The sequence below is a fragment of the Burkholderia sp. SRS-W-2-2016 genome (genome assembly GCF_001931485.1).
Classification (GTDB): domain Bacteria; phylum Pseudomonadota; class Gammaproteobacteria; order Burkholderiales; family Burkholderiaceae; genus Paraburkholderia.
The window spans coordinates 41955-64495 of the sequence record NZ_MSDV01000074.1; the positions used below are offsets into that span (position 1 = coordinate 41955).

Annotated in this window: 16 protein-coding genes; 7 read left to right on the top strand and 9 right to left on the bottom strand. The window is 65.9% G+C overall.

Annotation, left to right across the window (positions count from 1 at the left end):
- Window positions 1–6 precede the first annotated feature (6 nt).
- From glgB to BTH42_RS30480, 4 genes are all read right to left on the bottom strand, one after another.
- Entirely contained in the window at window positions 7–2217 is a 2211-nt protein-coding gene (gene glgB / locus BTH42_RS30465) for a 1,4-alpha-glucan branching protein GlgB (RefSeq protein ID WP_075304899.1), read from the bottom strand.
- Window positions 2210–5683, bottom strand: coding sequence for a maltose alpha-D-glucosyltransferase (gene treS / locus BTH42_RS30470; protein WP_075304900.1), 3474 nt, complete (start codon window positions 5681–5683; stop codon window positions 2210–2212). Before treS ends, glgB begins: the two co-directional genes overlap by 8 nt.
- The gene (locus BTH42_RS30475; RefSeq protein ID WP_075304901.1) at window positions 5680–9132 is read right to left on the bottom strand and encodes a maltotransferase domain-containing protein; all 3453 of its coding nucleotides are present in this window, start codon (window positions 9130–9132) and stop codon (window positions 5680–5682) included. The genes treS and BTH42_RS30475 overlap by 4 nt, the downstream gene beginning before the upstream one ends.
- A gap of 483 nt (window positions 9133–9615) precedes the next feature.
- Window positions 9616–10278 carry a DUF1345 domain-containing protein gene (locus tag BTH42_RS30480; protein ID WP_075304902.1) on the bottom strand — a complete coding sequence of 221 codons (663 nt, stop codon included), beginning with the start codon at window positions 10276–10278 and terminating at the stop codon, window positions 9616–9618.
- A 393-nt stretch (window positions 10279–10671) separates the two neighbouring features.
- Here BTH42_RS30480 and BTH42_RS30485 point away from each other — a divergent pair, with 393 nt between their 5' ends.
- The 4 genes from BTH42_RS30485 (at window position 10672) to BTH42_RS30500 (ending at window position 15322) form a co-directional block, all read left to right on the top strand.
- Window positions 10672–11301 carry a sugar dehydrogenase complex small subunit gene (locus tag BTH42_RS30485; protein ID WP_083654982.1) on the top strand — a complete coding sequence of 210 codons (630 nt, stop codon included), beginning with the start codon at window positions 10672–10674 and terminating at the stop codon, window positions 11299–11301.
- Between the two features lie 92 nt (window positions 11302–11393).
- Window positions 11394–12995, top strand: coding sequence for a GMC family oxidoreductase (locus tag BTH42_RS30490; protein ID WP_075304903.1), 1602 nt, complete (start codon window positions 11394–11396; stop codon window positions 12993–12995).
- 19 nt (window positions 12996–13014) lie between these two features.
- Window positions 13015–14439: a cytochrome c gene (locus BTH42_RS30495; RefSeq protein ID WP_083654983.1), complete on the top strand. Its 1425-nt coding sequence runs from the start codon at window positions 13015–13017 to the stop codon at window positions 14437–14439.
- 145 nt (window positions 14440–14584) lie between these two features.
- Entirely contained in the window at window positions 14585–15322 is a 738-nt protein-coding gene (locus tag BTH42_RS30500; RefSeq protein WP_083654984.1) for a metallophosphoesterase, read from the top strand.
- A 36-nt stretch (window positions 15323–15358) separates the two neighbouring features.
- Here BTH42_RS30500 and BTH42_RS30505 read toward each other — a convergent pair whose 3' ends face one another.
- Window positions 15359–16060, bottom strand: coding sequence for an RES family NAD+ phosphorylase (locus BTH42_RS30505; protein WP_075304905.1), 702 nt, complete (start codon window positions 16058–16060; stop codon window positions 15359–15361).
- A complete protein-coding gene (locus BTH42_RS30510; protein ID WP_075304906.1) occupies window positions 16057–16491 on the bottom strand; it encodes an MbcA/ParS/Xre antitoxin family protein in 435 nt (144 codons plus the stop codon). Before BTH42_RS30510 ends, BTH42_RS30505 begins: the two co-directional genes overlap by 4 nt.
- Window positions 16492–16604: 113 nt before the next feature.
- On the opposite strand from BTH42_RS30510, the gene BTH42_RS30515 reads away from it, so the two are divergent.
- The gene (locus BTH42_RS30515; protein WP_075304907.1) at window positions 16605–17354 is read left to right on the top strand and encodes a hypothetical protein; all 750 of its coding nucleotides are present in this window, start codon (window positions 16605–16607) and stop codon (window positions 17352–17354) included.
- Window positions 17355–17483: 129 nt separating this feature from the next.
- Here the strand turns inward: BTH42_RS30515 and BTH42_RS30520 are convergent, their stop codons facing one another.
- Complete coding sequence (locus tag BTH42_RS30520; protein ID WP_075304908.1) at window positions 17484–18335, bottom strand: LysR substrate-binding domain-containing protein; 852 nt, start codon at window positions 18333–18335, stop codon at window positions 17484–17486.
- Between the two features lie 98 nt (window positions 18336–18433).
- Between BTH42_RS30520 and BTH42_RS30525 the strand changes: the two genes are divergently transcribed.
- Window positions 18434–18817: a tautomerase family protein gene (locus BTH42_RS30525; RefSeq protein ID WP_075304909.1), complete on the top strand. Its 384-nt coding sequence runs from the start codon at window positions 18434–18436 to the stop codon at window positions 18815–18817.
- Between the two features lie 19 nt (window positions 18818–18836).
- Here the strand turns inward: BTH42_RS30525 and BTH42_RS30530 are convergent, their stop codons facing one another.
- Window positions 18837–20402: a sulfatase-like hydrolase/transferase gene (locus BTH42_RS30530; RefSeq protein WP_075304910.1), complete on the bottom strand. Its 1566-nt coding sequence runs from the start codon at window positions 20400–20402 to the stop codon at window positions 18837–18839.
- An 84-nt stretch (window positions 20403–20486) separates the two neighbouring features.
- Window positions 20487–21005 carry a MarR family winged helix-turn-helix transcriptional regulator gene (locus BTH42_RS30535; protein ID WP_075304911.1) on the bottom strand — a complete coding sequence of 173 codons (519 nt, stop codon included), beginning with the start codon at window positions 21003–21005 and terminating at the stop codon, window positions 20487–20489.
- A gap of 156 nt (window positions 21006–21161) precedes the next feature.
- On the opposite strand from BTH42_RS30535, the gene BTH42_RS30540 reads away from it, so the two are divergent.
- Window positions 21162–22505 carry an MFS transporter gene (locus tag BTH42_RS30540; RefSeq protein ID WP_075304912.1) on the top strand — a complete coding sequence of 448 codons (1344 nt, stop codon included), beginning with the start codon at window positions 21162–21164 and terminating at the stop codon, window positions 22503–22505.
- Window positions 22506–22541: the final 36 nt, after the last annotated feature.

A 22541-nucleotide genomic window follows, 5' to 3' on the forward strand; every position in this document is an offset into this window, starting at 1 on the left:
CGTCCTTCAATCCGCGCGCAACACGATCGTCGCGAGCGGCGGCAAGGTCAGCGCGGCGGAGTGCGGGCGGCCGTGGCTCGTGATGTGGTCGGTGTGAATCAGCCCACCGTTGCCCATGTTCGAGCCGCCGTACACGCCCGCGTCGGTATTCAGTACTTCTACCCAGCGTCCGCCGCGCGGCAGGCCGAGCCGGTAGTTGGGCCGCGGCACCGGCGTCATGTTGCAGACCACCACGATCTCCTGGCCGGCGCCGTCGGTGCGCCGGTACGCGAACACGCTGTTGCCGCTGTCGTCGCCGATCAGCCATTCGAAGCCGCCCGGCTCGCTGTCGGTCTGGTGCAGTGCGCTCTCGTTGCGATACAGGTGGTTCAGATCGCGCACCAGCAGTTGCACGCCGTGGTGGTTCGTATCGTCGAGCAGATGCCAGTGCGGCGAGCCGTCATGGTCGAACTCCGCCATCTGGCCGAATTCGCCGCCCATGAACAGCAGCTTCTTGCCCGGATGCGTCCACATGAAACCGAAGTACGCGCGCAGATTCGCGAAACGCTGCCAGCGGTCGCCCGGCATCTTGCCGAGCAGCGAGCCCTTGCCGTGCACCACTTCGTCGTGCGACAGCGGCAGCACGAAACGTTCGGAGTACGCATAGACCATCCCGAACGTCATGTTGTGGTGATGGTACTGCCGGTACACCGGGTTTTCGTGCATGTAGTGCAGCGTGTCGTGCATCCAGCCCATGTTCCACTTGAAGTCGAAACCGAGCCCGCCGTCTTCGACACGCGCGGTCACACCCGGCCATGCGGTCGATTCCTCGGCGATCGTGATCGCGCCGGGCGCGCCCGGCACGTAGCGCACCTCGTGATTCAGACGCTTCAGGAACGCGATCGATTCGAGGTTCTCGCGCCCGCCGTAGATGTTCGGCACCCACTCGCCGGCCGCGCGCGAATAATCGCGGTACAGCATCGACGCGACCGCATCGACGCGCAAACCGTCCACGTGATAGCGCTTCAGCCACGCGAGCCCGGACGCGATCAGGAACGCGCTGACCTCGTTGCGGCCGAGGTTGTAGATCATCGTGTTCCAGTCCTGGTGATAGCCCTCGCGCGGATCGGCGTGCTCGTAGAGCGGCGTGCCGTCGAAATCGATCAGCCCGTGCGCGTCGTTCGGAAAGTGCGCGGGCACCCAGTCGAGAATCACGCCGAGCCCCGCTTCATGCGCGCGATCGACGAAGCGCGCGAACTGCTCGGGCTTGCCGAAGCGCGCGGACGGCGCGAACTGGCCGAGCGGCTGGTAGCCCCACGAGCCGCCGAACGGATGCTCGGCGACCGGCAGAAATTCGACGTGCGAGAAACCCATGCTCTTCGCGTACGGAATCAGCCGCTCCGCGAGTTCTTCCCAGTCCAGACCGCGATTGCCTTGTTCTCCGATGCGCAGCCACGATTCCGCGTGCACTTCGTAGATCGAGATCGGCGCGCGCGCGGTCTGCTTGTCGGCCCGTGCCTCGATCCATGCGTGATCGGTCCACGGAAACTGCTCGACCTCGTCCACATGCGCGACCACCGACGCGGTGCCCGGCGGCTTCTCGGTCTGCATCGCGCACGGGTCCGCCTTCAGCGGCAGCGGATGACCGTCGCGCGACAGCAGTTCGTATTTGTAGCGCGTGCCCGCGCCGACGCGCGGCACGAACAGCTCCCACACGCCGGCCTGGTGACGCAGCCGCATCGGATGACGACGGCCGTCCCACGCGTTGAAGTCGCCGACCACCGACACACGCCGCGCATTCGGCGCCCACACCGCGAAGCGCACGCCGGGCACGCCGTCCACTTCCATCGGCCGCGCGCCGAGACATTCGAGCACCGCATACGGATCGCCGTGCGCGAGCCGTTGCAGCGGTTCGTCGCCGAGCACCGGACCGAACGAATAGGTGTCCTCCACTTCCTGCACGACGCCATGCCAGTCGATCCGCAACCGGTACGGCATCGCCTCGGTGATACGTCCCGCGAACAGACCGGGACGCAACTGTTCGAGCTCACCGAGCGTCGCACCGTCGGCGCGCGAAATCACCGTCACATGCGCGGCGTTCGGCAACAGCGCGCGCACGATCGGCCCCGCGTCGGTGCGATGCAGCCCGAGCTGCGAGAACGGATCGGGATGGCGCGCTTCGACCAGTGCGTCGATATCGACGGGTTGCAGGCCCGCGGCCGGATCATGCTCACTCATAGTCGCCCTCGGCCGGGTTAGGCGGCGTTGCGGCGTCTGGCGCCTGGGTTGATGAAGTGTCCGGCGGCGTGCCGGTGTCGCCGAGCAGCCGGCTCGCGAGCGCGGCGAGGCCGCGCACCGGCAGGCCCAGCCACGTCGGCCGGTTGGCCGCTTCGTAGCGGATCTCGTAGGCGGCCTTCTCGATCAGGAACAGATCGAGCAGCGCCTGCTCGGCTTCGGGCGCGACCAGCGGCGTCGGCGCGTCGGCGACCGCCGCGCGGTACTCGGCGAGGAACGCGTTGGTGGCCTGCGCGCGGAACCGCTCGAACAGCACGCGCTTGCGGTCGGCGGTCTGTTGCGGCGCGCTTTCGGTGGTCGATTGCGCGGCCGCGCTCGCATACGACAGCGAACGCAGCAGCCCGGCCACGTCGCGCAGCGGGCTCGACTTCTGACGACGCTCGTCGAGCGAACGCGCGGGCTCGCCCTCGAAGTCGATCAGGTACGCGTCGCCTTGCGCGACCAGCACCTGGCCGAGATGGAAGTCGCCGTGGATGCGGATGCGCAGCGCGTCGACGTCGCCCGGCACCAGTTGATCGACGGCGGCCACCAGCGCGTCGCGGCGGTCGAGCAGGCTCTTGGCGAGCGCCTGGGTTTCCGGGTCGCTGATGTGGTCGATGCGCGGCGCCAGCAGATCGAGCGCGGCGGCGAGCATCTTCTGCGTGCCGTCGACCCATGCCTGCACCTGCCCCGCATTGGTCGGCTCCGGCGCGAACGCCGGGTCGTCGGTCGGCGATGCGAGCGCGACGTGCAGTTCGCCGAGCCGTCGGCCGATGATCCCCGCCAGTTCGCCGTAACCGTCCAGCAGGATCGATTCGTTGGTGCGGTCCGGGATGGTCTGCGTTTCGGTGTCGATCGCGATTGCGAGTTCGTCGACCGAGCGGCGCAGATAGTCGAGCGACCAGTTCCACGCATCGCCCTGGTTATCGATAAAGCCTTGCAGGATCGCGAGCGTATGCGGCACGCCCTCCGGATCGACGCGCACCACTTCGCCGTACAACGGCGCGGTGTTCGCATAGCCGAGCTGGGTCAGATAGCGGCTGATTTCCGCTTCCGGATGAATGCCCGCGACGAGCCGGCGCACCAGCTTGAGCACCGCCGCGTCGGCGACGATCAGCGAGCTGTTGCTTTGCTCGGCCGCGAGCCAGCGAATTTCCGGGCGCTCGCCGAGGCTGTCGAGTTCGCTGAAGCGCTCGGTCGGAATGAACCTGATCTCGCTCTTCTGCACGGTCGGCACGACCGCGCGTTCGCGCAGCTTGCGCAGCACGTTGTGCGCGAAGATCGGCAGCGCGAACGCATCGGTCAGGTGGCCGACGTTGCGGCCGCGCCGCACGCGCGCGAGCGCGAGCTGCATGAACAGCGGCGTGGTGGTTTCGCCGCCCCATGTGATCGCGATCGGCACCACGTAGCGCTCGGTGTGATCGCCGACGTCCGCTTCGATCTCGGTGAACGCGAAGCCGCCGTTCGGAATCGTGGTCAGCGCGGCGAGCCGCACCGCATGCATCTTCTGATCCTTCGATGCAAACCAGCGGCGCCGGCTCAGCCAAGACGGCAGCACTTCCGATTCGAGCAGCCGCACGTTTTCCGGCGTCGGGCCGGCCTGGCCTTCGCGGATCACGATCGTCACGAACTCGGGCAGCGGCTCCGAATGCGCCTGCGCCCAGCTCGGCCGCTGACCGCCTTCGCACAGCATGAACCACAGGAAGCCGTACGGCGGGAACGTCAATAGATAGGTCAGCTGACCGATCGCGGGGAACACCGAATCGGCGGTCATCTCGATCGGCACGAAGCCGTTGAATTCGGACAGGTCGAGTTCGACCGCCTGCGGCGCGCGCGACAGATTCGCGACGCACAGGATCGGCGCCTCGCCCGGCATCTCACGCAGATACGCGAGAATCTTGCGGTTTTCCGGCTTCAGGAAGCGGATCGTGCCGCGCCCGAAGCTCTGCTTCGAGCGGCGCGTCGCCAGCATCCGGCGCGTCCAGTTCAGCAGCGAATGCGGGTCGCGGCTTTGCGCTTCGACGTTGACCGCGTCGAAGCCGTACAGCGAACCCATCACCGGCGGCAGCACCAGTTGCTCCGGATCGGCGCGCGAGAAGCCGCCGTTGCGATCGGACGACCATTGCATCGGCGTGCGCACGCCGTCACGGTCGCCCAGGTGGATGTTGTCGCCCATCCCGAGTTCGTCGCCGTAGTAGATCACCGGCGTGCCGGGCATCGACAGCAGCAGCGACTTGATCAGCTCGATGCGGCGGCGGTCGCGCTCCATCAGCGGCGCGAGACGGCGCCGGATGCCGAGATTCAGACGCGCGCGGCGGTCGCTCGCATAGGTGTTCCACAGATAGTCGCGCTCGGAGTCGGTGACCATCTCGAGCGTCAGCTCGTCGTGATTGCGCAGGAAGATCGCCCACTGATTCGACTCGGCGAGGTCCGGCGTCTGCTTCATGATGTCGGTGATCGGGAAGCGGTCCTCGCTCGCGATCGACATATAGATGCGCGGCATCAGCGGAAAGTGGAACGCCATATGGCATTCGTCTTCGGCGCCGAAGTACTCCTTCACGTCTTCCGGCCACTGGTTCGCTTCGGCGAGCAGCATCCGGTTCGGGTATTCGGCGTCGATGGTCGCGCGAATCTTCTTCAGGATCGCGTGCGTTTCCGGCAGGTTCTCGTTGTTGGTGCCTTCGCGCTCGACCAGATACGGCACCGCGTCCAGTCGCAGCCCGTCGATCCCCATGTCGAGCCAGAAGCGCATCACCTGCAGCACTTCCTTCAGCACCGCCGGATTGTCGAAGTTCAGATCGGGCTGGTGCGAGTAGAAGCGATGCCAGAAATACGCGCCCGCGACCGGATCGTGAGTCCAGTTCGACGGTTCGGAGTCGATGAAGATGATGCGTGTTTCCTGGTACTTCTGATCGGTGTCCGACCACACATAGAAGTTGCGATAGCTGGAGCCGGGCTTCGCGCGCCGCGCGCGCTGGAACCACGGGTGCTGATCCGACGTGTGGTTGATCACCAGCTCGGTGATCACGCGGATGCCGCGCGAATGCGCTTCCTGGATGAAGCGCCGCACGTCCCCGAGCTGACCGTAGTCCGGGTGCACGTTGCGGTAATCGGCGATGTCGTAGCCGTCGTCGCGGCGCGGCGACGGATAGAACGGCAGCAGCCAGATCGCGTTGACGCCGAGCTCGGCGATGTAGTCGAGCTTCGCGATCAGGCCGGGGAAGTCGCCGACGCCGTCGTTGTTCGCATCGAAGAACGACTTGATATGCACCTGGTAGATGATCGCGTCCTTGTACCAGAGCGGATCGTCGCTCAGCATCACGGGTTTGCCGCGGCGGCGCGCACGGGGCGCTTTGGCTGTGCTCGCGCTGGCGGTGGCGCTGACCGTTTGCGCTTCGTGGGCGGTTTGGACCGGTTCGTCACGCTTCATGTTCCACCTTCCATGTAGGTTGGGTTGCCAGCGGCTGCGTGATGAGCGCTGTCCGGATCGTGATCGGTCTCCTCCGGGCGTTCGGCGGGCAAACCGCCTTGCGGCGCGATGCGCCAGATCGAGAACGGCTGCCCCGAGCCGAGCCGTACGTGCTGGCGGCGGCCCTGCCACTCGAAGCGCGCGCCGGTCATCTGGTCGGTGACTTCGAGCGTCGCGTGATCGTGCAGATGCCAGCGCTGGAACGTGTCCCACGACAACTCGATGTCCGCGCCCTGTTCGTTATAAGGATCGAGATTGATCGCGACGACGATCACGTTGTCGCGTGCTTCGGTTGCTTTTTCGAACAGCAGGATGTGGTCGTTGTGCGCGGTAAGGAACGTAAGGCCGAGCTGCGTGTGCAGCGCGGGATTCGCGCGGCGGATCCGGTTCAGCGCGGTAATCTCGCCGACGATATTGCCGGGCCGGTTCCAGTCCCACGCGCGCAGCTGATACTTTTCGGAATCCAGATATTCTTCGCTGTTCGGCAATGCGGTCGCCTCGCACAGTTCGAAGCCGCTATACACGCCCCACAAACCGGCGAGCGTCGATGCGAGCGCCGCGCGAATCAGAAAGCCGGTACGTCCCTGCGCCTGCAGATGGCGCGGATTGATGTCCGGCGTGTTGACGAAGAAGTTCGGCCGATAAAAATCACGCGCGCCGGTCTGCGTCAGCTCGTTCATGTACTCGATGAAATCGCGCTTCGATTCGCGCCACGTGAAATACGTGTACGACTGCGAGAAGCCGATCTTGCCGAGCCGGTTCATCATGCGCGGCCGCGTGAATGCTTCGGCGAGGAACATCACGTCCGGGTGACGCGCGCGCACGTCGCCGATCATCCATTCCCAGAACGGCAGCGGCTTGGTGTGCGGATTATCGACGCGGAAAATACGCACGCCCGCGTCGATCCAGAACAGGATCACGTCGCGCAACGCGAGCCACAGGTCGGGCTTTGCGTCGCGCGCATAGAAGTCCGGGTTGACGATGTCCTGGTACTTCTTCGGCGGATTTTCCGCGTAGCGCAGCGTGCCGTCGGGGCGCCACGCGAACCATGTCGGATGCTCTTTCAGCCACGGGTGATCGGGCGAGCACTGGATCGCGAAGTCGAGCGCGATTTCGAGGCCGTGCGCATGCGCGGCGTTCAGCATCGCCTTGAAGTCGTCGAGCGTGCCGAGCTGCGGATGCACCGCGGTGTGGCCGCCCTCGGCCCCGCCGATCGCATACGGGCTGCCGACGTCGCCGGGCTGCGCGGTCAGCGTGTTGTTGCGGCCTTTGCGGTTGGCGACGCCGATCGGGTGGATCGGCGGAAAGTACAGCACGTCGAAGCCCATCTCGCGAATCCGCGGCAGCTTGCCCGTCACGTCAGCGAAGGTGCCGTGGCGCGATTCGTCGTCGCTCATCGAACGCGGGAAGATCTCGTACCAGCTCGCGAAATACGCGGCCGTGCGTTCCGCGTCGATCTTGTAGATCACCGGATCGCGGCTCAGAAACGGGCGATGGCGCGCGGCGGTCATCGCCTGCTTCGTCGCCGGCGCGAGGATCAGCGCGAGCTTCTGCTGTGCATCGGCCTTCGTGAAGTCGCGCACGATCTGTTCGAGCGGCGCTTTCTGCGCGCCTTCGGTGGTCTCGACTTCGGCGAGCACCAGCGCGAACAGATGCGCGGCTTCGTCGATTTCGATCTCGACCGTTTGCCCCGCCTTCAGCTTCTTCTCGATGTGCTCGACCAGCGACGCGAAATCGTCGCGCCACGCGATCACGGTGAATTCATAGCGGCCGATCCGTTCGAGCGGAATCCGCGCGCTCCACAGATCGAGGCCGGCCGGCGGCGCGGGAGACATCAGCTGTTCGTGCCATGCGGTTTCGTCGGCGGCGCGCCACAGCACTGCCGCGGCGATCTTGTCGTGACCTTCGGCGAAGATCGCCGCGCTGATTTCGGCGCGCTCGCCGACGCTGCGCTTCGCCGCGAAACGGCCATGCTCGACCGACGGCGTCACGCTTTCAATCGCGACGCGCGGCGCGTCGAGCGCTTCGAGCACGGTCTTGCGGCCGCTGCGTTTGCTGTTCGCTTTGTCGATCGGCGGCGCGAGTCGGATCGGCGCTTCGGTCGCGGCGCGCAACAGCCGCACCGCTCCCGGCGCCAGCGCGAACGGCGTGAGTGCGGCGGGCTCCGCGCGGCCGGCCGCATCGAGCGGCACGAAGCGTGTGAAACTGCCGGGCACGCCCTTCAGAAAACGCGCGGGATCGATCCGCACCGGCGCGCCGAGATCGGGATTGATCACGATCAGGACTGCCTCGCTCGCGTCGCGCAGATCGGCGTTGTCCGCGCGCAGCAGGACCGCGGCCGGTGCGCCCGGCCCGGACAGCGGGCGCAATTCACCATTGGCGTGCAGCGTCGCCGTGTTGCGCGCGAAGTCGTTCGCCTGAGTGACCGCGACCGTCAGATCGAAGCGCCGCGACTGCGCGGCGCGCGCGAATTGGGCGGCGTCGCCGCGCGTTTGCGACAGCGGCTCGGCGAGACCGTATTCGAAGCCCATCGGCATCATCCAGCCGCTGCCGAGCGCGACCGACGTGAACAGCGCGCGCCGGTACGCCCGCTCGACGATTGCCGCGTCGTGGGTGTCGGTCAGCTCGGCGGCAAGGCGGGTGCCGTACGGCGCTTCGGGAAACGCGACCGGCGCGCCGACGCGCGCGAGCGCCGCGTGTTCTTCGGCCATCCAGCTCGAACGGAAATCCCACCAGCGCACCGACGAAAACACGCTATCGAAGCCGGCCGCTTCGAGCCCGGGCAGGTCGCCGCGCGCGAGGCCCGGCGTCGCCGCGAGAAAGCGCACGTCCGGATGCTTCGCGCGCACCTCGTCGCGCAGATGCCGCCACACGGCGGCCGGCACCCGATGCGGCGAATCGAAACGGAAGCCGCCCACGCCCGCTTCGGCGAGCGCGAGCAACTGCTGGGTCCACCATACGGTCAGCGACGCGCTGGTCGCCGGGTCGTCGAAATTCGCGTAGACCACGTTGTCTTCGCGATGCACGTGGCGCGGATCGAGTCGCGCGAGTTCCGATTCGCGCGGATGGAACCAGTCCGCGTGCTCGGCGTACAACGCGCCGTCGGCGGCCATCCGGTCGACCACCAGATCGACCAGCAGCGTCAGACCATTGCGGCGCGCGGATTCGGCGAGCGTGCGCAGCGCGTCGGGCGCCAACTGTTGCGCCTCGAATACCGGATGAAGACGTGCGTGATTGCCGACCAGCTGGCCGTGATTGGCCTCACCCGGCTCGAACAGGCCGCCGATCAACGCATGATCGAAGCCGAGTCCGGCTGCATGAGCGAACTGCGCGGGCCATGCATCGAGCGGCCCGACCAGAAGAGAATGGAAAAAGTAAATCCGCGGCGCGTACCCGTTTGGAGGTTCCATCGGTCGTTTCCAGAGTTGTCCTGCTGCGGTGTGGATGCAGTTGGCATGCGATCACAGCGCTCATTGGGCTTGCCGAGCCGGATACCGCGCGCTGCGCTAGCACGGGCGCGTACTGGTCAGAGTAGTGCATAGATCGGCACGCCGCTGGCCAGTCGCGGGTGCTTTGACGCCAGACGCCCGCTGCGCGCGGCTGGTCGACACTCGTGGCGGAAGGAGCAAACGTTGTGCCAAAGGGGCTGGCGGCGGGGCGGCGCGCCGGCGTCCGCACGGTAAGAGCCGTGAGCCCGCGCAATGTGCGGGAGCGCACGCTGCGCGCTGGAACCGGCACGAACCGCGGGCGCGGTAGGCGGCCGGGTATGTAAAACGGGCGGCGGGGGTCCGGGTTTTACACGGCGCGTTTCGGTAAAGCGATTCGTAATGCGAACGTTGTGGCGACGTGTGACACAAATTTCATCGCACGTTCATTCGCACGTCTTCTGGCGGTCACGAACCGAGCAGCCCGGCTGCTATATTCACGCACAGCCCGAGCACCGCGACGTTGAAGTAGAACGACAGGACCGATTGCGCGAGCGTCGCGCGACGAATCTCGCGCGAGCGCAACACGATGTCGGACGTCTGCGAAGCGACTGCGATCGTGAACGAGTAGTACAGGAAGTCCCAGTAATTCGGCAGCAAATGATGATCGGGAAATTTCAGCGCGGTTTCCTGCGCATCGGTGTCGTAGTAAAGCCGCGCGTAATGCAGCGTGAAAATCGTCGGAATCAGAAACCACGCGCCGATCAGCGTGAGCCCGGTCAGCAGGTAGTGCCAGGCACCCGTCGCGCCGCCGGTCCCCTTCGCCGATGCGAGTTCGAGCACGATCGCGGCGATGCTCGCGATCGTCGCGACACAGATCACGACCAGCACGACGCCGGCGTTTTCGTCGTCGCGGATCGCGTATTCGCGCACCACGTGCTCGTCGGCGAGCGCCATGTGCAGCCAGATCATCAGCAGGTAGCTCCAGATCGCCGCGTCCCAGCCGATCAGCGCGCGCGCCATCGGGCTCGTGTGACCCGGCACCAGACACGCGACGACGATGCCGATCGCGAGTCCGATCACCGTGCGGGGTCGATTGCGAAGAACCTGCGGATAGTATTTGATGGACATGAAGCGGGCGTGATCGGGTCGAGTGGACGTGTCGCGGATTCTACTGCGCGGGGCGCCGGCTATTTGTGGAGCATTTGTCGAATCGGTTGCCGACACGCTATAGTCTCCCGCAGCGGCCTTGCACGCCGCTTTCGGTTGAAAGGCGATTGGCAGCCAGCGGCACCGAGGCCGGTTTCCGCCGCGTTCACCGCGCGATGCATATCGAAGGACATCGGCGCATATCGTCTACGGCTGCAATCGGGCATGCCACACGCGCGAGTTTCGTGCTCGCATATGAGACCGCGCAAGCGGCGCAAGACCAAGGTTTGGGGAAGAGCAAACGCAGCGGCTCGCCAACGGCATCGTGCCGTCGCCGTGCCGCTCGTTCAGAACGACTCACCGTCTGGAGCCCCCATGACAGATGTTCCTGAGAATAACGATGCGCGCCGCGCGGCGCCGCATCTCCAGGGATCGAAGTCCTATCGCAGCATGATGTCCCCCGCCGGTTTGCCGGCTTCGTTTTCGGCCGCGCGCAGAGCGTGGCTGCTCGGCTCGTGCGCGGCGGCCGCCGCGCTCGCGTTTGCCGGCGCGGGCCGCGCGCCTTCGTTGTTGACCTCCGCTTTCGCCGCCGATACGCCGCCCGCCGCCGGCGGACTCGATGCGTTCCTCGCGCTATCGCAACATCTGACTGGCCGCAGCGAGTTCGATCCGCTGCTCGGCCAGCGCGTCTATGCGGCGCTCTCGCGTGCCGACAGCCAGTTCGCGCAGAACGTCGGCGCGCTCAATACGTGGCTGCAGTCGCACGGCGGGGTGCCGTCCGACACCGTCACGCAGGCGTTGCAAAGCGAGCAGCCCGCGCTCGCGAAGACGGTCGGCGCGATCATGCGCGCGTGGTATCTCGGCCTTGTCGGCGACACGCCGCACGTCGAGGTGGTCGCGTATGAGAAGGCGCTGATGTTCACGCCGGTGGGCGACGTGCTCACGATTCCATCCTATTGCCGCGACGTGCCGTTCTACTGGACGCGCAATCCCGCGTCCGCGTGAGCGGCGTGGCCGCCGCGCGGGTCGCTGCATGTGGGGCGTGGTCGTCACGATACGCCGCGCGCGCAGCGGCAAGCGCATAGAAGAGGGCAACAATGGCAAACACGAATTCCGCCGATATCGTCGTGGTCGGCTCGGGCGTCGCCGGCAGTCTGGTCGCGCATCAACTGGCGCTGGCGGGCGCGTCGGTGATCGTGCTCGAAGCGGGGCCGCGGATTCCGCGCTGGCAGATCGTCGAGAACTTTCGCAACTCGCCGGCCAAATCCGATTTCGCGACGCCGTATCCGTCGACCGCTTATGCGCCGCATCCGCAGTACTCGCCGCCGAACAACTACCTGATCCAGAAGGGCGATTATCCGTACAACTCACAATATGTGCGGTTGGTTGGCGGGACGACGTGGCACTGGGCGGCGGCCGCGTGGCGGCTGCTGCCATCGGACTTTCAGTTGCACAAACTGTATGGCGTCGGGCGCGACTGGCCGTATCCGTACGAGACGCTCGAACCGTGGTACGTCGCCGCCGAAGTGCAGCTCGGCGTGTCCGGTCCCGATACGTCGATCGATCTCGGCTCTCCGCGCTCGAAGCCGTATCCGATGCAGCAGTTGCCGCTGTCGTATATGGATCAGCGTTTCAGCGACGTGCTCAACGCGCAGGGCTTCAAGGTGGTGCCCGAACCGGTCGCGCGCAACAGCCGCCCCTACGATGCGCGGCCCACCTGCTGCGGCAACAACAATTGCATGCCGATCTGCCCGATCGCCGCGATGTACAACGGCGTGATTCACGCGGAGAAGGCCGAACAGGCCGGCGCGCGACTGATTCCCGAAGCGGTCGTGTATCGCGTCGAAGCGGACAACAAAGGGTTGATCACCGCGGTCCACTACAAGGACCCGAACGGCAACAGCACGCGCGTGACCGGCAAGCTGTTCGTGCTCGCGGCGAACGGGATCGAAACGCCGAAGCTGATGCTGATGTCGAGTTCCGATAAATTCCCGCACGGAATCGGCAACAGCTCCGATCAGGTCGGCCGCAACCTGATGGACCATCCGGGCACCGGCGTGACTTTTCTCGCGAACGAGCCGCTGTGGCCCGGGCGCGGTCCGATGGAGATGACCTCGATCGTCAATTTCCGCGACGGCGCGTTCCGCTCCGACTACGCGGCGAAAAAGCTGCATCTGTCGAACGGCGTGGCGACGATGAGCGTGACCGCCGCGCTGCTGAAACAAGGGCTGACCGGCGCCGAACTCGACCGGCAGATTCGCGACCGCGCGGCGCGCACGCTGAGCATCAACAGCTTTCACGAGCATTTGCCGGAACCGCGGAACCGGGTTGTGCCGTCGGCCGATCACAAGGACGCGCTCGGTATTGCGCAGCCCGAGATCTACTACTCGATCAACGACTACGTGAAGAAAAGCGCCGCCGATACGCGCGAACACTACGCGCGGATCGCCGAGTTGTTCGGCGGCGCCGAGGTGTCGTTCGACGACAGCTTCGCGCCGAACAATCACATCATGGGCACGACGATCATGGGCAGCGACGCGGCGAACTCGGTCGTCGACGAGGACTGCCGCACGCACGATCATTCGAACCTGTTCGTCGCGAGCAGCAGCGTGATGCCGAGCGCGGCGTCGGTGAACTGCACGCTGACGATCGCGGCGTTGTCGCTGAAGCTGGCCGACAAGCTGAAGCGCGAAATCTGAGCCCGAGCGGAGAGCCATCATGTTGAACCACCCCTCTCGCGCGCAACCGGATCATCCGCTGCCGCACGCGCCGCGTCGACGTTTCGGCGGCGCGGCGCTGGCGGCGGCGTTTTCGGTGTTCTCGCTGGCGATTGCATTGCACGAGGCGCACGGCCCGCACGCGCAACAGAGCGACGAACTGCCGATCACCCAGGCGTACGCCGACGACGTCGAGCAGACGCCGGACGACACGGCCATGCCCACCAGCCCGGTCGCCAACGGCGATCTGATCAGGCGCGGCCAATACCTGGCCCGCGCCGCCGATTGCGCGGCCTGCCACACCGCCGACAAGTCGCGCCCGTTCGCCGGCGGCCTGCCGATCAGCACGCCGTTCGGCACGATCGTGACGCCGAACATCACGCCGGATCCGGAGACCGGCATCGGCCGCTGGACCGATGCCGACTTCATGCGCGCGATGCACGAGGGCATCGGCAAGAGCGGCGAGCGGCTGTACCCGGCGTTCCCGTACACCGCGTACACGCGCGTGACCGAGCAGGACGTGCTGGCGATCCGCGCGTATCTGAACACGCTGCAGCCGATTCACTTCACGCCGCCCGCGAACAGCCTCAAGTTTCCGTTCAACCAGCGCTGGCTGATGGTGTTCTGGAATCTGTTCAACTTCACCGAGGGCCGCTTCGTGCCGGACCCGCAGAAGAGCGCCGAATGGAATCGCGGCGCGTATCTCGTCGAGGGGCTCGCGCATTGCGAGGCGTGCCATACGCCGCGTAATTTCATGCAGGGGCTGCAGTCGGGCGCGCGCCTGTCCGGCGCGGTGCAGGCCGGCTGGCACGCGTTCAACATCACGCCGGACAAGCTGAGCGGCGTCGGCGCGTGGAGCGACGCGGAACTGCGCGCGTATCTGGCGACCGGCGCGGCGCCGGGCCGCGCGAACGCGGCCGGCCCGATGGGCGAGGTGGTCGCGAACAGCACGCAGTATCTGACGCCGGTGGATTTGCGCTCGATCGTCGTCTATCTGCGTTCGGTGCCGCCCGTCAACGGCGGCGATACGCGCGGCCGCCACGACTGGGGCACGCCGGCCGACGACGTCACCGGCTTGCGCGGCACGGCCGTCAAAGGCGTGAACGGCGCGCAGCTGTTCGTCGCCAATTGCGCGAGCTGCCACAACTGGAGCGGGCAGGGCGTCGGCGCGAGCGCGCCGGGCGCGTATCCGTCGCTGATCCATAACTCGACGGTCGGCGCGAGCGATGCGAACAATCTCGCGCTGGTGATCCTGCGCGGCGTGAACCGCACGACCGCGCACGCGGACGTGATGATGCCCGCGTTCGGCGGTCATCTCGACGACGAGCAGATCGCCGCGCTCACGAACTATGTGACGAAGCAGTTCGGCAACCCGCAGGCGACGATCAGCGCGGGCCAGGTCGCGAAGCTGCGCACGCTGCAGTAGCTGCAATAGCTGCGATAGCTGCAATAGCGAGCCCGGACCAGAGGACCCCGGCCCGGACCGCGCGGGCACGCGGATTGCGTAATGGCGCGCGGCTACGATAGGCACCGCGCATACATACCGGCGTCGGCCGCATTATTATTTGAAGATGAGTTCGACACCCGCCAACTTCGTTCAGCATCACGCCGCCAACTTGGCCGGCCGCGATTTCGTGGTCGGCGACCTGCATGGCTGCGTCGATGCGCTGCGTTACCTGCTCTGCCAGATCGCGTTCGATCCGGCTCGCGACCGGCTGTTTTCGGTCGGCGACCTGGTCGATCGCGGCGAGCATTCGGAGCAGGCGCTCGCGCTGCTCGCGAAGCCGTGGTTCTTCGCAGTGCTCGGCAATCACGAGGACACGCTGTGCGCGGTCGCCGAGGGGCGCTTGCGGCGCCAGTGGTGGTACGGGATCGGCGGCGGGTGGGCGATCGACGTGCCCGACGAGCGTTTGCGCCACTACGCCGAGTATCTGCGCACGCTGCCGCTGGTGCGCGTGATCGGCGAAGGCAAGGAGCGCTTCAATATTCTGCATGGCGAATTTTTCGGCTCGGACGCCGAGCTGGACGCCGGCAACTATTCGGCCGAAACCCGCCAGCAACTGCTGTGGGGCCGCGAGCTGGCGTTGGGCAACGGCGATCCGGCGGGCCAGCGCGGACTCTCGCTGACCTATTGCGGCCATACGCCGGTGCGCGACATCACGCAGATCGGCTCGCAGGTATTTATCGATACCGGCGCGTTCGGCCCCGGCGGCACGCTGACGATCGTGCAGCCGCAGGCGCTGCGGCGCTGGTCGATCTCGGTGGAAGCGGCGCGCGCGGAAGGGGCGGGCGCGCTGGCGCTGCCGTGAGCCGCCGAACCCCTCACCGGACTTCTAGCCGAACCGTTAGCCCACCTGATTGAGCTCGAACACCATATCGACGCTCGAACCGTTCCAGTTGTATTCCAGATACGCGGCGTGCTGGCACTCGCGCAGCAGCGTGGTGCGAAACGCGGCGAGGCATTCGCCGGCCGCGTCGCGCACCGACGGATAGACGATCCCCGGCGCGCCCGCCGCCCGCACCGCGCGCCCGAGCGTCTGGCCGGCGAGGTAGTCGTCCGGCGACAGCACCGCCGGGTCGAACGCCGCGTCGCCGCGCAGATCGACCACGCCGCCTTGCGCGATGACCGTGTACAGCCGCATCTGCTGACGCATCGGCGGCTCCGCGGTCGCGGCGAGAAACTGGCCGGTGTGGAAGCGCGTTTCGGCGATCGCAGTGGCCCGCGAGCGCGCGCAGTAGAACACACCGTAGGTGCCGTCGGAGAAGCGGCTGCCGAGCGGATTCAGATGCGTGAGCGCGGCCATGATCGGCCCGTAGCCGGGCCCGAAGCGGCGCTCCTCGCGCGGCACCAGATCGAGTTCGCCGATCTCGGTGCGCAGCCGGTCGTTGGTCATCGCTTCGAGCGCGTAGAGCGCGTCGAAATCTTCCGGCGACGCAACCCGGTCGAACAGATTGATTGCCGGAAAACGCGTCGGAATCACGCGATACGCGGGCGACCAGTCGAGCGCGGCGCTGGTCCAGCGATCCTGCCATTGCGGTTGTGTCACGCCCAGCCGCCTCGCATCGCGTCGAGATACTGGCGCACGGCGACCAGATCGCTGATGTTGCCGGCCAGCATGCGGTCCAGCGCGCGGCGCCCGCCGAACGGCGGCGCGCTGTTGGGGCGCTTGATCCAGTTATCCGCGGCGCTCGGCTGCGGCAGCAGAATCTGCAGCGCCTTATAGATGCCGAGCAGCAGCGACAGACGCTCCAGCGTGTCGCGGCTCAGGCGCGCGGCCTGCGGCTCCTTTTTCCAGTTGAAGAACGTCGAGCGGCCCGGCGAGCCGAGCAGTCTGATCTGTTCGTCCGCGTTCAGGTCCCAGTCGCGCGCGATGTTGAAGAACGCGCGCAGACCCGCCGCGGACATGTCCGTTAGCGTGGGTTCCGACGACGAGCGTCGCGGCGCCTCGGGCGTGGTCAGTCGGGCAGCGTGAGCCATGAGCGGGTAAGTCCCTATATGTACTTTGAACTGATATTAGTCCATATATGGATTTTTGCAAGAGAATATAATCCCGGCTCGTTTGGGCAGTCGTCGATCAGGAGAAGCAGGAGATGCGGGTTCGAGCAGTGGCAGCGGCATTGGCCGTGTGGTGCATGTCGGAAGCGGCCGTCGCGGCCGGTTATACGGAAACGTGGAATCCGCCCGAGGCTAGCGGGCATGTAGTGAGCGGGCGGATTGCGAAGGCGGCGGTTAGCGAGCCGCAAGCAGCGCCGGCGCAGGCGATGCCGGGGGCGTCGGCGCAAGCGGGTGCTCACATTGGCGGTAAGGCCGGCGCGGGTGCGCATCCGGTGCGGGTGGCGGGTGGGCGGCAGCGGCCCGCGCATGTTGCGACTACGGCGGGCGGCGCGCGCCACGGCGACAAGCTTGCCGCGCATCGCGGCGGCGTGAAAAAGATCGCGGCGATCGAGGCTAAGAAGGGTGGTGTGAAGGGCGCGCACGGCGGCGTTAAGGCTCCCGCTCGCGTCGCGGCCGCGGGCAAGGGGCGTGCGCATGCGACCGTGACCGCGCAGGCCGCGCATTCGCCGGCGCATGCCCATCCGCAAGCGCACGCGCAACTGGTCCGCGCGAAGCCCGCTCAGGGCAAGGTGATGCGCGCGAACTTCGCGACGACCGGCCGGAATGCGCATCCGCACGCGGTCAAGGTCTCGGCGAAGCCGGCGGTCGCCCGTGCGAATCCGATCAGGCCGGCTGTGCAGCGCGCGCCGGCCGATTCCGCAAACGTTGGCGACATCGCGCCGATGGGTTCCGTGCCCAATCCGGCTACTGCCAGCAGCGGTTCGCTGCCGCCGATTATTCACTGAGTTTTTCTTTCTGCCGGATCGCGTGACGCTGCGTGCTGTAGTTGCGCCGCGTCACGCTGCTGGCTCACGCCGGCGGATTGCGTTGGCGGCTTATGTTGGTGGCTTACGCTGGCGGTTTAAGTTGGCGCATTACGCCGCCGCGAGCCCGTTCGCGAGCAGCCGCAGCGTTTCCGCCGAACGCGGCTCGCGCACCCGCGAGTGCAGCGTTACACGCGACTCCGGCAATGCCGGCAAGCCGAGCCGGCTGCCCACGTCGACCAGACCGCGCGGCGCGACCCGCCGCGCGAGCGGCGATACGGCGAGTCCCGCCGCCACCGCCGCGCCGACCGCGGCCACGCCGCCGCCGACGAACACTTCCTGCCACGCAATCCCCGCTTCTTCGAGCGAGCGCAATGCGACGTCGCGCACGTTGCACGGCGGGCTCAGCAGCGCGAGCGCGAGCGGTTCGCCGAGCCGCGGCAGCCACGCCGGCGTCGCGAGCCAGCCGAGCGGTTCGCTGAACAGCGGCTGCGCGTCGTCGCGCGGCGGCTCGTCGATACCGTAGCGGACGATCGCCGCGTCGAGCCGGCGTTCGTCGAACTGCGCGAGCAGGGTCGCCGATGCGCCCATATGGAGTTCGACCACCAGCGCCGGATCGTGCGCATTGAGGCGGGAGAGCAGATGCGACAGATCGGGTCCGGCGACATGCTCGCTGAGCCCGAGCACGAGCCGCCGCCGCTCGACCGACAGCGCGCCGAGCGCGCGCTCGTGCGCGTTCAGCAGCTCGCGGGCGGCGCCGAGAAATGCGTTGCCGTCGGCGGACAGACGCACGACGCGCGGCGTGCGCTCGAGCAACTGCTTGCCCAGATGGGCTTCCAGCCGCTTCAGCTTGAGGCTGACGGCCGATTGAGTGGTGTCGAGCGCGTCGGCGGCGCGGGTGAAGCTGCGCAGATCGGCGACCAGCACGAACGCGCGTACCGCATCGAGATCGAGGACTTTCATTTCGGATTGAAATGGATGAAATAGGCGGAGATATCTGTTTATTATGACTCGGCGCGCCTAAGCTGTGTTTAATTCAACACCGCAACAAGGAGCCGATCATGCCGCTTACCCGTATTTCTCTGCGCGCCGGCAAGCCGGCTGAGTATCGTCAGGCGCTGACCGCCGGGATCCAGCGCTCGCTGGTGAATACCTTCAACGTGCCGCCCGATGACCTGTTCGTGCTGATCACCGAGCACACGGACGACAACATGATTTACGACCGGCAGTATCAGAACATTCAGCGTGGGGATGACTTTGTTGTGATTCAGCTGACCGTCAGCAATACGCGTACGGTCGAGCAGAAGAAGGCGCTCTACAAGCAGATCGTCGATGAGCTTGGGAAGTCGCCCGGGGTTCGGGCGGAGGATGTGTTTATTAATCTCGTCGAGGTTAAGACGGAGAATTGGTCGTTTGGCAATGGGGTGGCGCAGTACGCGGTTTGAGGGGGCGGGGTGGTTACGCTCACCACTCTCCGTAAAAAACCCCCTTCGATTTATGCACATCGGTCGTGCGCAGGACGAGCGCGTCGTTGACGGTCACGCGCGTCCTGGCCGCTCGCTGCCATTCGCCGAGTTTGCGATGCATCGCCTCGCGCACAGGTTCGAGCTCGGCAACCGATCCGAGATCGACGAACTCGTCAGGATCGTTCTCGAGGTCGAAGAGCTGCGCACGGAAGCCCTGCCAGTGCACGTACTTCCAGCGCGCATCGCGCACCATCCATCCGCGGCATTCATCAGGCTGGCGATCGAGAATCAGACGCGCTCGCCGGAAGCTGTAGTCGAGTTCCGAGACGACAAATTCGCGCCAGTCGTCGCACGCCTCGCCGCGCAGCAGCGGCAACACCGACCGGCCTTCGATACGCGCGTCGTCGATCGGCAGGTTGAGGCTGTCGAGCACGGTGGGGACCACGTCGACGTTCGACATGAAGCGGCGCTCATGGGTGCCGCGCGTGGCATCGGAAAGCGGCGACGGATCGTAGACGATCATCGGCACGCGCTGCACGGTGTCGTAGAAAATTTCCTTTTCGCCAAGCCAGTGGTCGCCGAGAAAATCGCCGTGATCGGCGCAGAACACGATGAGCGTGTCCTTGAAACGGCCCAGGCGCTCGAGCGTGTCGAACAGGCGCCCGAGGTGATCGTCGAGTTGCTGGATCAGGCCTTGATAAACAGGCCGCACCTTGTCCGAGACTTCCGCGCGCGCGAAGTTGCGGCACTCCTCCTGCTCGCGATACGCGCCCAGCACCGGATGCTGATCGACGAGTTCCGCTTCGCTGCGTTTGAGCGGCAGACATTGATCGCGCGAGTAGAGGTTGTGATAAGGCGCCGGCGCGACATAAGGCCAATGCGGTTTGACGTACGAGAGATGGAGCGCCCACGGCGTATCGCCTTCCTGTTCGATATGGCGGATCGCCTGATCGGTCATGTACGCCGTTTCGGAGTGCGTTTCGAGTACGCGCGACGGCCAGTGCACGTTACGCATCTTCCATCCCGAGTGCACGCCGCCCGCGTCGTCCTGCACGCTGATCACGTAGTCGCTCCACGGACGCGTGCTGTCGTAACCCTGCGCGCGCAGCCATGCGGGATAGCCGGATTCGCTACCCGGCTCGTGATGACCGTCGTAACGGTCGAGCTCGTGAAAATGCCCGACGCGCAGCCGCGCCGCGAGCGCCTCGTTGTTTCCGGCGAGCGTCATGCGCGCGATGCCGTCCTCGTCGGCAACGACATGCGTCTTGCCCGCCAGCGCGAGGCTGCGCTCATGTCGAGCCAGATACTCGCCGAGAGTGATCTCGCCGATGTTCATCGGCACGCGGTTCCACGTCGCCCCGTGGCTCGTCGCCGTACGGCCCGTGTAGTACGACATGCGCGACGGACCGCAGACACCCGACGAAACGAATGCGTTATCGAAGCAGACCGAGCGTGCGGCCAGTGCATCGATGTTGCGCGTGCGCAGCCACGGATGACCGTAGCAGCCGAGATGATCGGCGCGTAACTGGTCGCACATGATGAACAGCACGTTGCGGGCGGTCATGAAATAAGTCTCCTCGAATCTGTGCGTTGCATCGATGTGATGCCTGGCGCAGATCGTAGGAGAGGACGAGACCGTTAACCAAGTTCAGCGTTTGCGCTGCGCCATGAACTGCGCTTTTTCGCGCTCCGACAGTTTGAGTGCGCGTTCCTCGAGTTTTTGTAGCAGCGCATCGAGCGCATGCGCTTCGTCGTCGGACAGACACGACGCCAGCTCGCGATTGAACTCCACGCCCAGTTGCAGGCCACGTGCGTAGACGGCCTGGCCTTTCTCGCTCAGTACCAGTTCGATCGAGCGCGTGTCGTCGCGATTGCGCACCTTGCGCACGAGTCCTTCGTCCGCCAGCGCGGAAACAGTGCGGCTCGCGAGAACCGCGCTCACGTTGAGCCGCGCGGCGAGTGCGCCCGAGGTCATTCCCGGCTGGTCGTGAATGATGCCGAGCACACGCAGGTCGCGCCGGCTGATGTCGAGTTCACGCTCGTAGAGCCAGCCGGGGCCGTCGGCCGCCGCCACGGCGACGCGGCGCAGGCGCAGCACGAGAAAGTCGTCGATCGTCTGCGGCTCGATGAGACGCGACGGTGCTGCGGGCGAAGCGGAATCGGTCATGGCGAAGAAGGCTTTTTGTCGTGACGCCGGGGAACACGCACCCCAGGGTATTCGATACGACCTTTAACTTGGTTAAGGAAAAACACGCATCGTATCCTGCCCTCCACATTGCATCGAGTTCGTGCTGCGCACAATTCGCTAAAACCTGGAGACGACATGATCCCGAGAGTAGAACCCCATGACCCCAAGCGCGCCGCGCTGCTCTATCGACGGGTCGCGCGGCGGCTCGTGACCTTTCTGTTCGTCTGTTATGTGGTGAATTTCATCGACCGTGTGAACATCAGCTTCGCGAAGCTGCAATTCCTGCAGAGCCTGCAGTTGAGCGAAGCCGCGTATGGCCTCGCCGCGGGAATGCTGTTCCTCGGCTATACCGCGTTCGTGATTCCGGGGATGAAGCTGGTGGGCGTGATCGGCGCGCGACGCACGATGTCGTTGCTGATGTGCGCGTGGGGCATCTGCACCGTGTTGCTCGCGTTTGCCACAACGAAGCACGAATTCTACGTGATGCGTTTTTTGATCGGCGCGAGCGAAGCGGCCTTCGCGCCATGCGTGATTCTCTATCTCACGTACTGGTTCCCGCACCGTCTGCGCGGACAGATGATGAGCCTCTTCGAAATCAGCCCTACCATTGCCGGCATTATCGGCGGCCCATTGGCGGGCTGGATTCTGCAGAACTTCGGTCACGGCACGTCGCTCGAAGGCTGGCAATGGCTGTTCGTGCTCGAAGGCGTGCCGTCTGTAGCGCTGGGCGTGATGGCGTGGTGGTGGCTCGCCGAACGTCCGGCCAACGCGCGCTGGCTGAACGCCGATGAAGCGCGCTTTATCGCGGCGGACGTGCAGGCGAGCCTGGGCACAATCGCACGTCAGAGCGCGAGTTTCATGGAGGTGGCACGCGACCCGCGCGTCTATGGATTCGCGTACGTGTACTTCGCGATCTTCTGGTGCCTTAACGTCTTCGGTACGTGGACGCCCACTTTGCTGCGCAGCGCGGGCCTCACGACACCGCTCGAGATCGGCATTTATAGCAGCGTGATTTCGCTGGTGAGCGCGGTGGGTGCTTACCTGATGTCGCTACATTCGGACCGCCGGCTCGAGCGTTTCTGGCACATCGTCGTTGGTGCGGTCCTCACGATCGTGGCCTTCGTCATGCTGCCGATGTTCCCGAACAGTCCCATCGCGAGCGCGTCTGTGCTGTGTCTCGGCTCGGTAGGGATCTTCACGGCACTGAGCCTGTTCTGGACCACGCCGACCATCTGCTTCGCCGAGCACGCCGCGCGTCACGCGCTCGCGATCATGGCGAGCCTCGGGTCGATCGGCGGGTTTCTCAGTTCGACCGTCACGGGCTGGCTCAAAACGCAGAGCGGCAATCTCGACAGCGCGCTCGGCGTAGCCGCCATCGTGCTCGCCACGGGGATGATCGCCCTGCGCCTCGTTCTGCCCAACACGCCGCGCGAGCACGCGCCGCTCGAATCCGTCGTAGCCGGGTCGAGCCCGGACTAGCGGACGAGGCGCGGCGAAGCACGACGCGGAAAACAG

Coding starts and splice junctions, on each gene's coding strand:
- glgB (WP_075304899.1), bottom strand. CDS start 2,217: ATGAGTGAGCATGATCCGGCCGCGGGCCTGCAACCCGTCGATATCGAC.
- treS (WP_075304900.1), bottom strand. CDS start 5,683: ATGAAGCGTGACGAACCGGTCCAAACCGCCCACGAAGCGCAAACGGTC.
- BTH42_RS30475 (WP_075304901.1), bottom strand. CDS start 9,132: ATGGAACCTCCAAACGGGTACGCGCCGCGGATTTACTTTTTCCATTCT.
- BTH42_RS30480 (WP_075304902.1), bottom strand. CDS start 10,278: ATGTCCATCAAATACTATCCGCAGGTTCTTCGCAATCGACCCCGCACG.
- BTH42_RS30485 (WP_083654982.1), top strand. CDS start 10,672: ATGACAGATGTTCCTGAGAATAACGATGCGCGCCGCGCGGCGCCGCAT.
- BTH42_RS30490 (WP_075304903.1), top strand. CDS start 11,394: ATGGCAAACACGAATTCCGCCGATATCGTCGTGGTCGGCTCGGGCGTC.
- BTH42_RS30495 (WP_083654983.1), top strand. CDS start 13,015: ATGTTGAACCACCCCTCTCGCGCGCAACCGGATCATCCGCTGCCGCAC.
- BTH42_RS30500 (WP_083654984.1), top strand. CDS start 14,585: ATGAGTTCGACACCCGCCAACTTCGTTCAGCATCACGCCGCCAACTTG.
- BTH42_RS30510 (WP_075304906.1), bottom strand. CDS start 16,491: ATGGCTCACGCTGCCCGACTGACCACGCCCGAGGCGCCGCGACGCTCG.
- BTH42_RS30515 (WP_075304907.1), top strand. CDS start 16,605: ATGCGGGTTCGAGCAGTGGCAGCGGCATTGGCCGTGTGGTGCATGTCG.
- BTH42_RS30520 (WP_075304908.1), bottom strand. CDS start 18,335: ATGAAAGTCCTCGATCTCGATGCGGTACGCGCGTTCGTGCTGGTCGCC.
- BTH42_RS30525 (WP_075304909.1), top strand. CDS start 18,434: ATGCCGCTTACCCGTATTTCTCTGCGCGCCGGCAAGCCGGCTGAGTAT.
- BTH42_RS30530 (WP_075304910.1), bottom strand. CDS start 20,402: ATGACCGCCCGCAACGTGCTGTTCATCATGTGCGACCAGTTACGCGCC.
- BTH42_RS30535 (WP_075304911.1), bottom strand. CDS start 21,005: ATGACCGATTCCGCTTCGCCCGCAGCACCGTCGCGTCTCATCGAGCCG.
- BTH42_RS30540 (WP_075304912.1), top strand. CDS start 21,162: ATGATCCCGAGAGTAGAACCCCATGACCCCAAGCGCGCCGCGCTGCTC.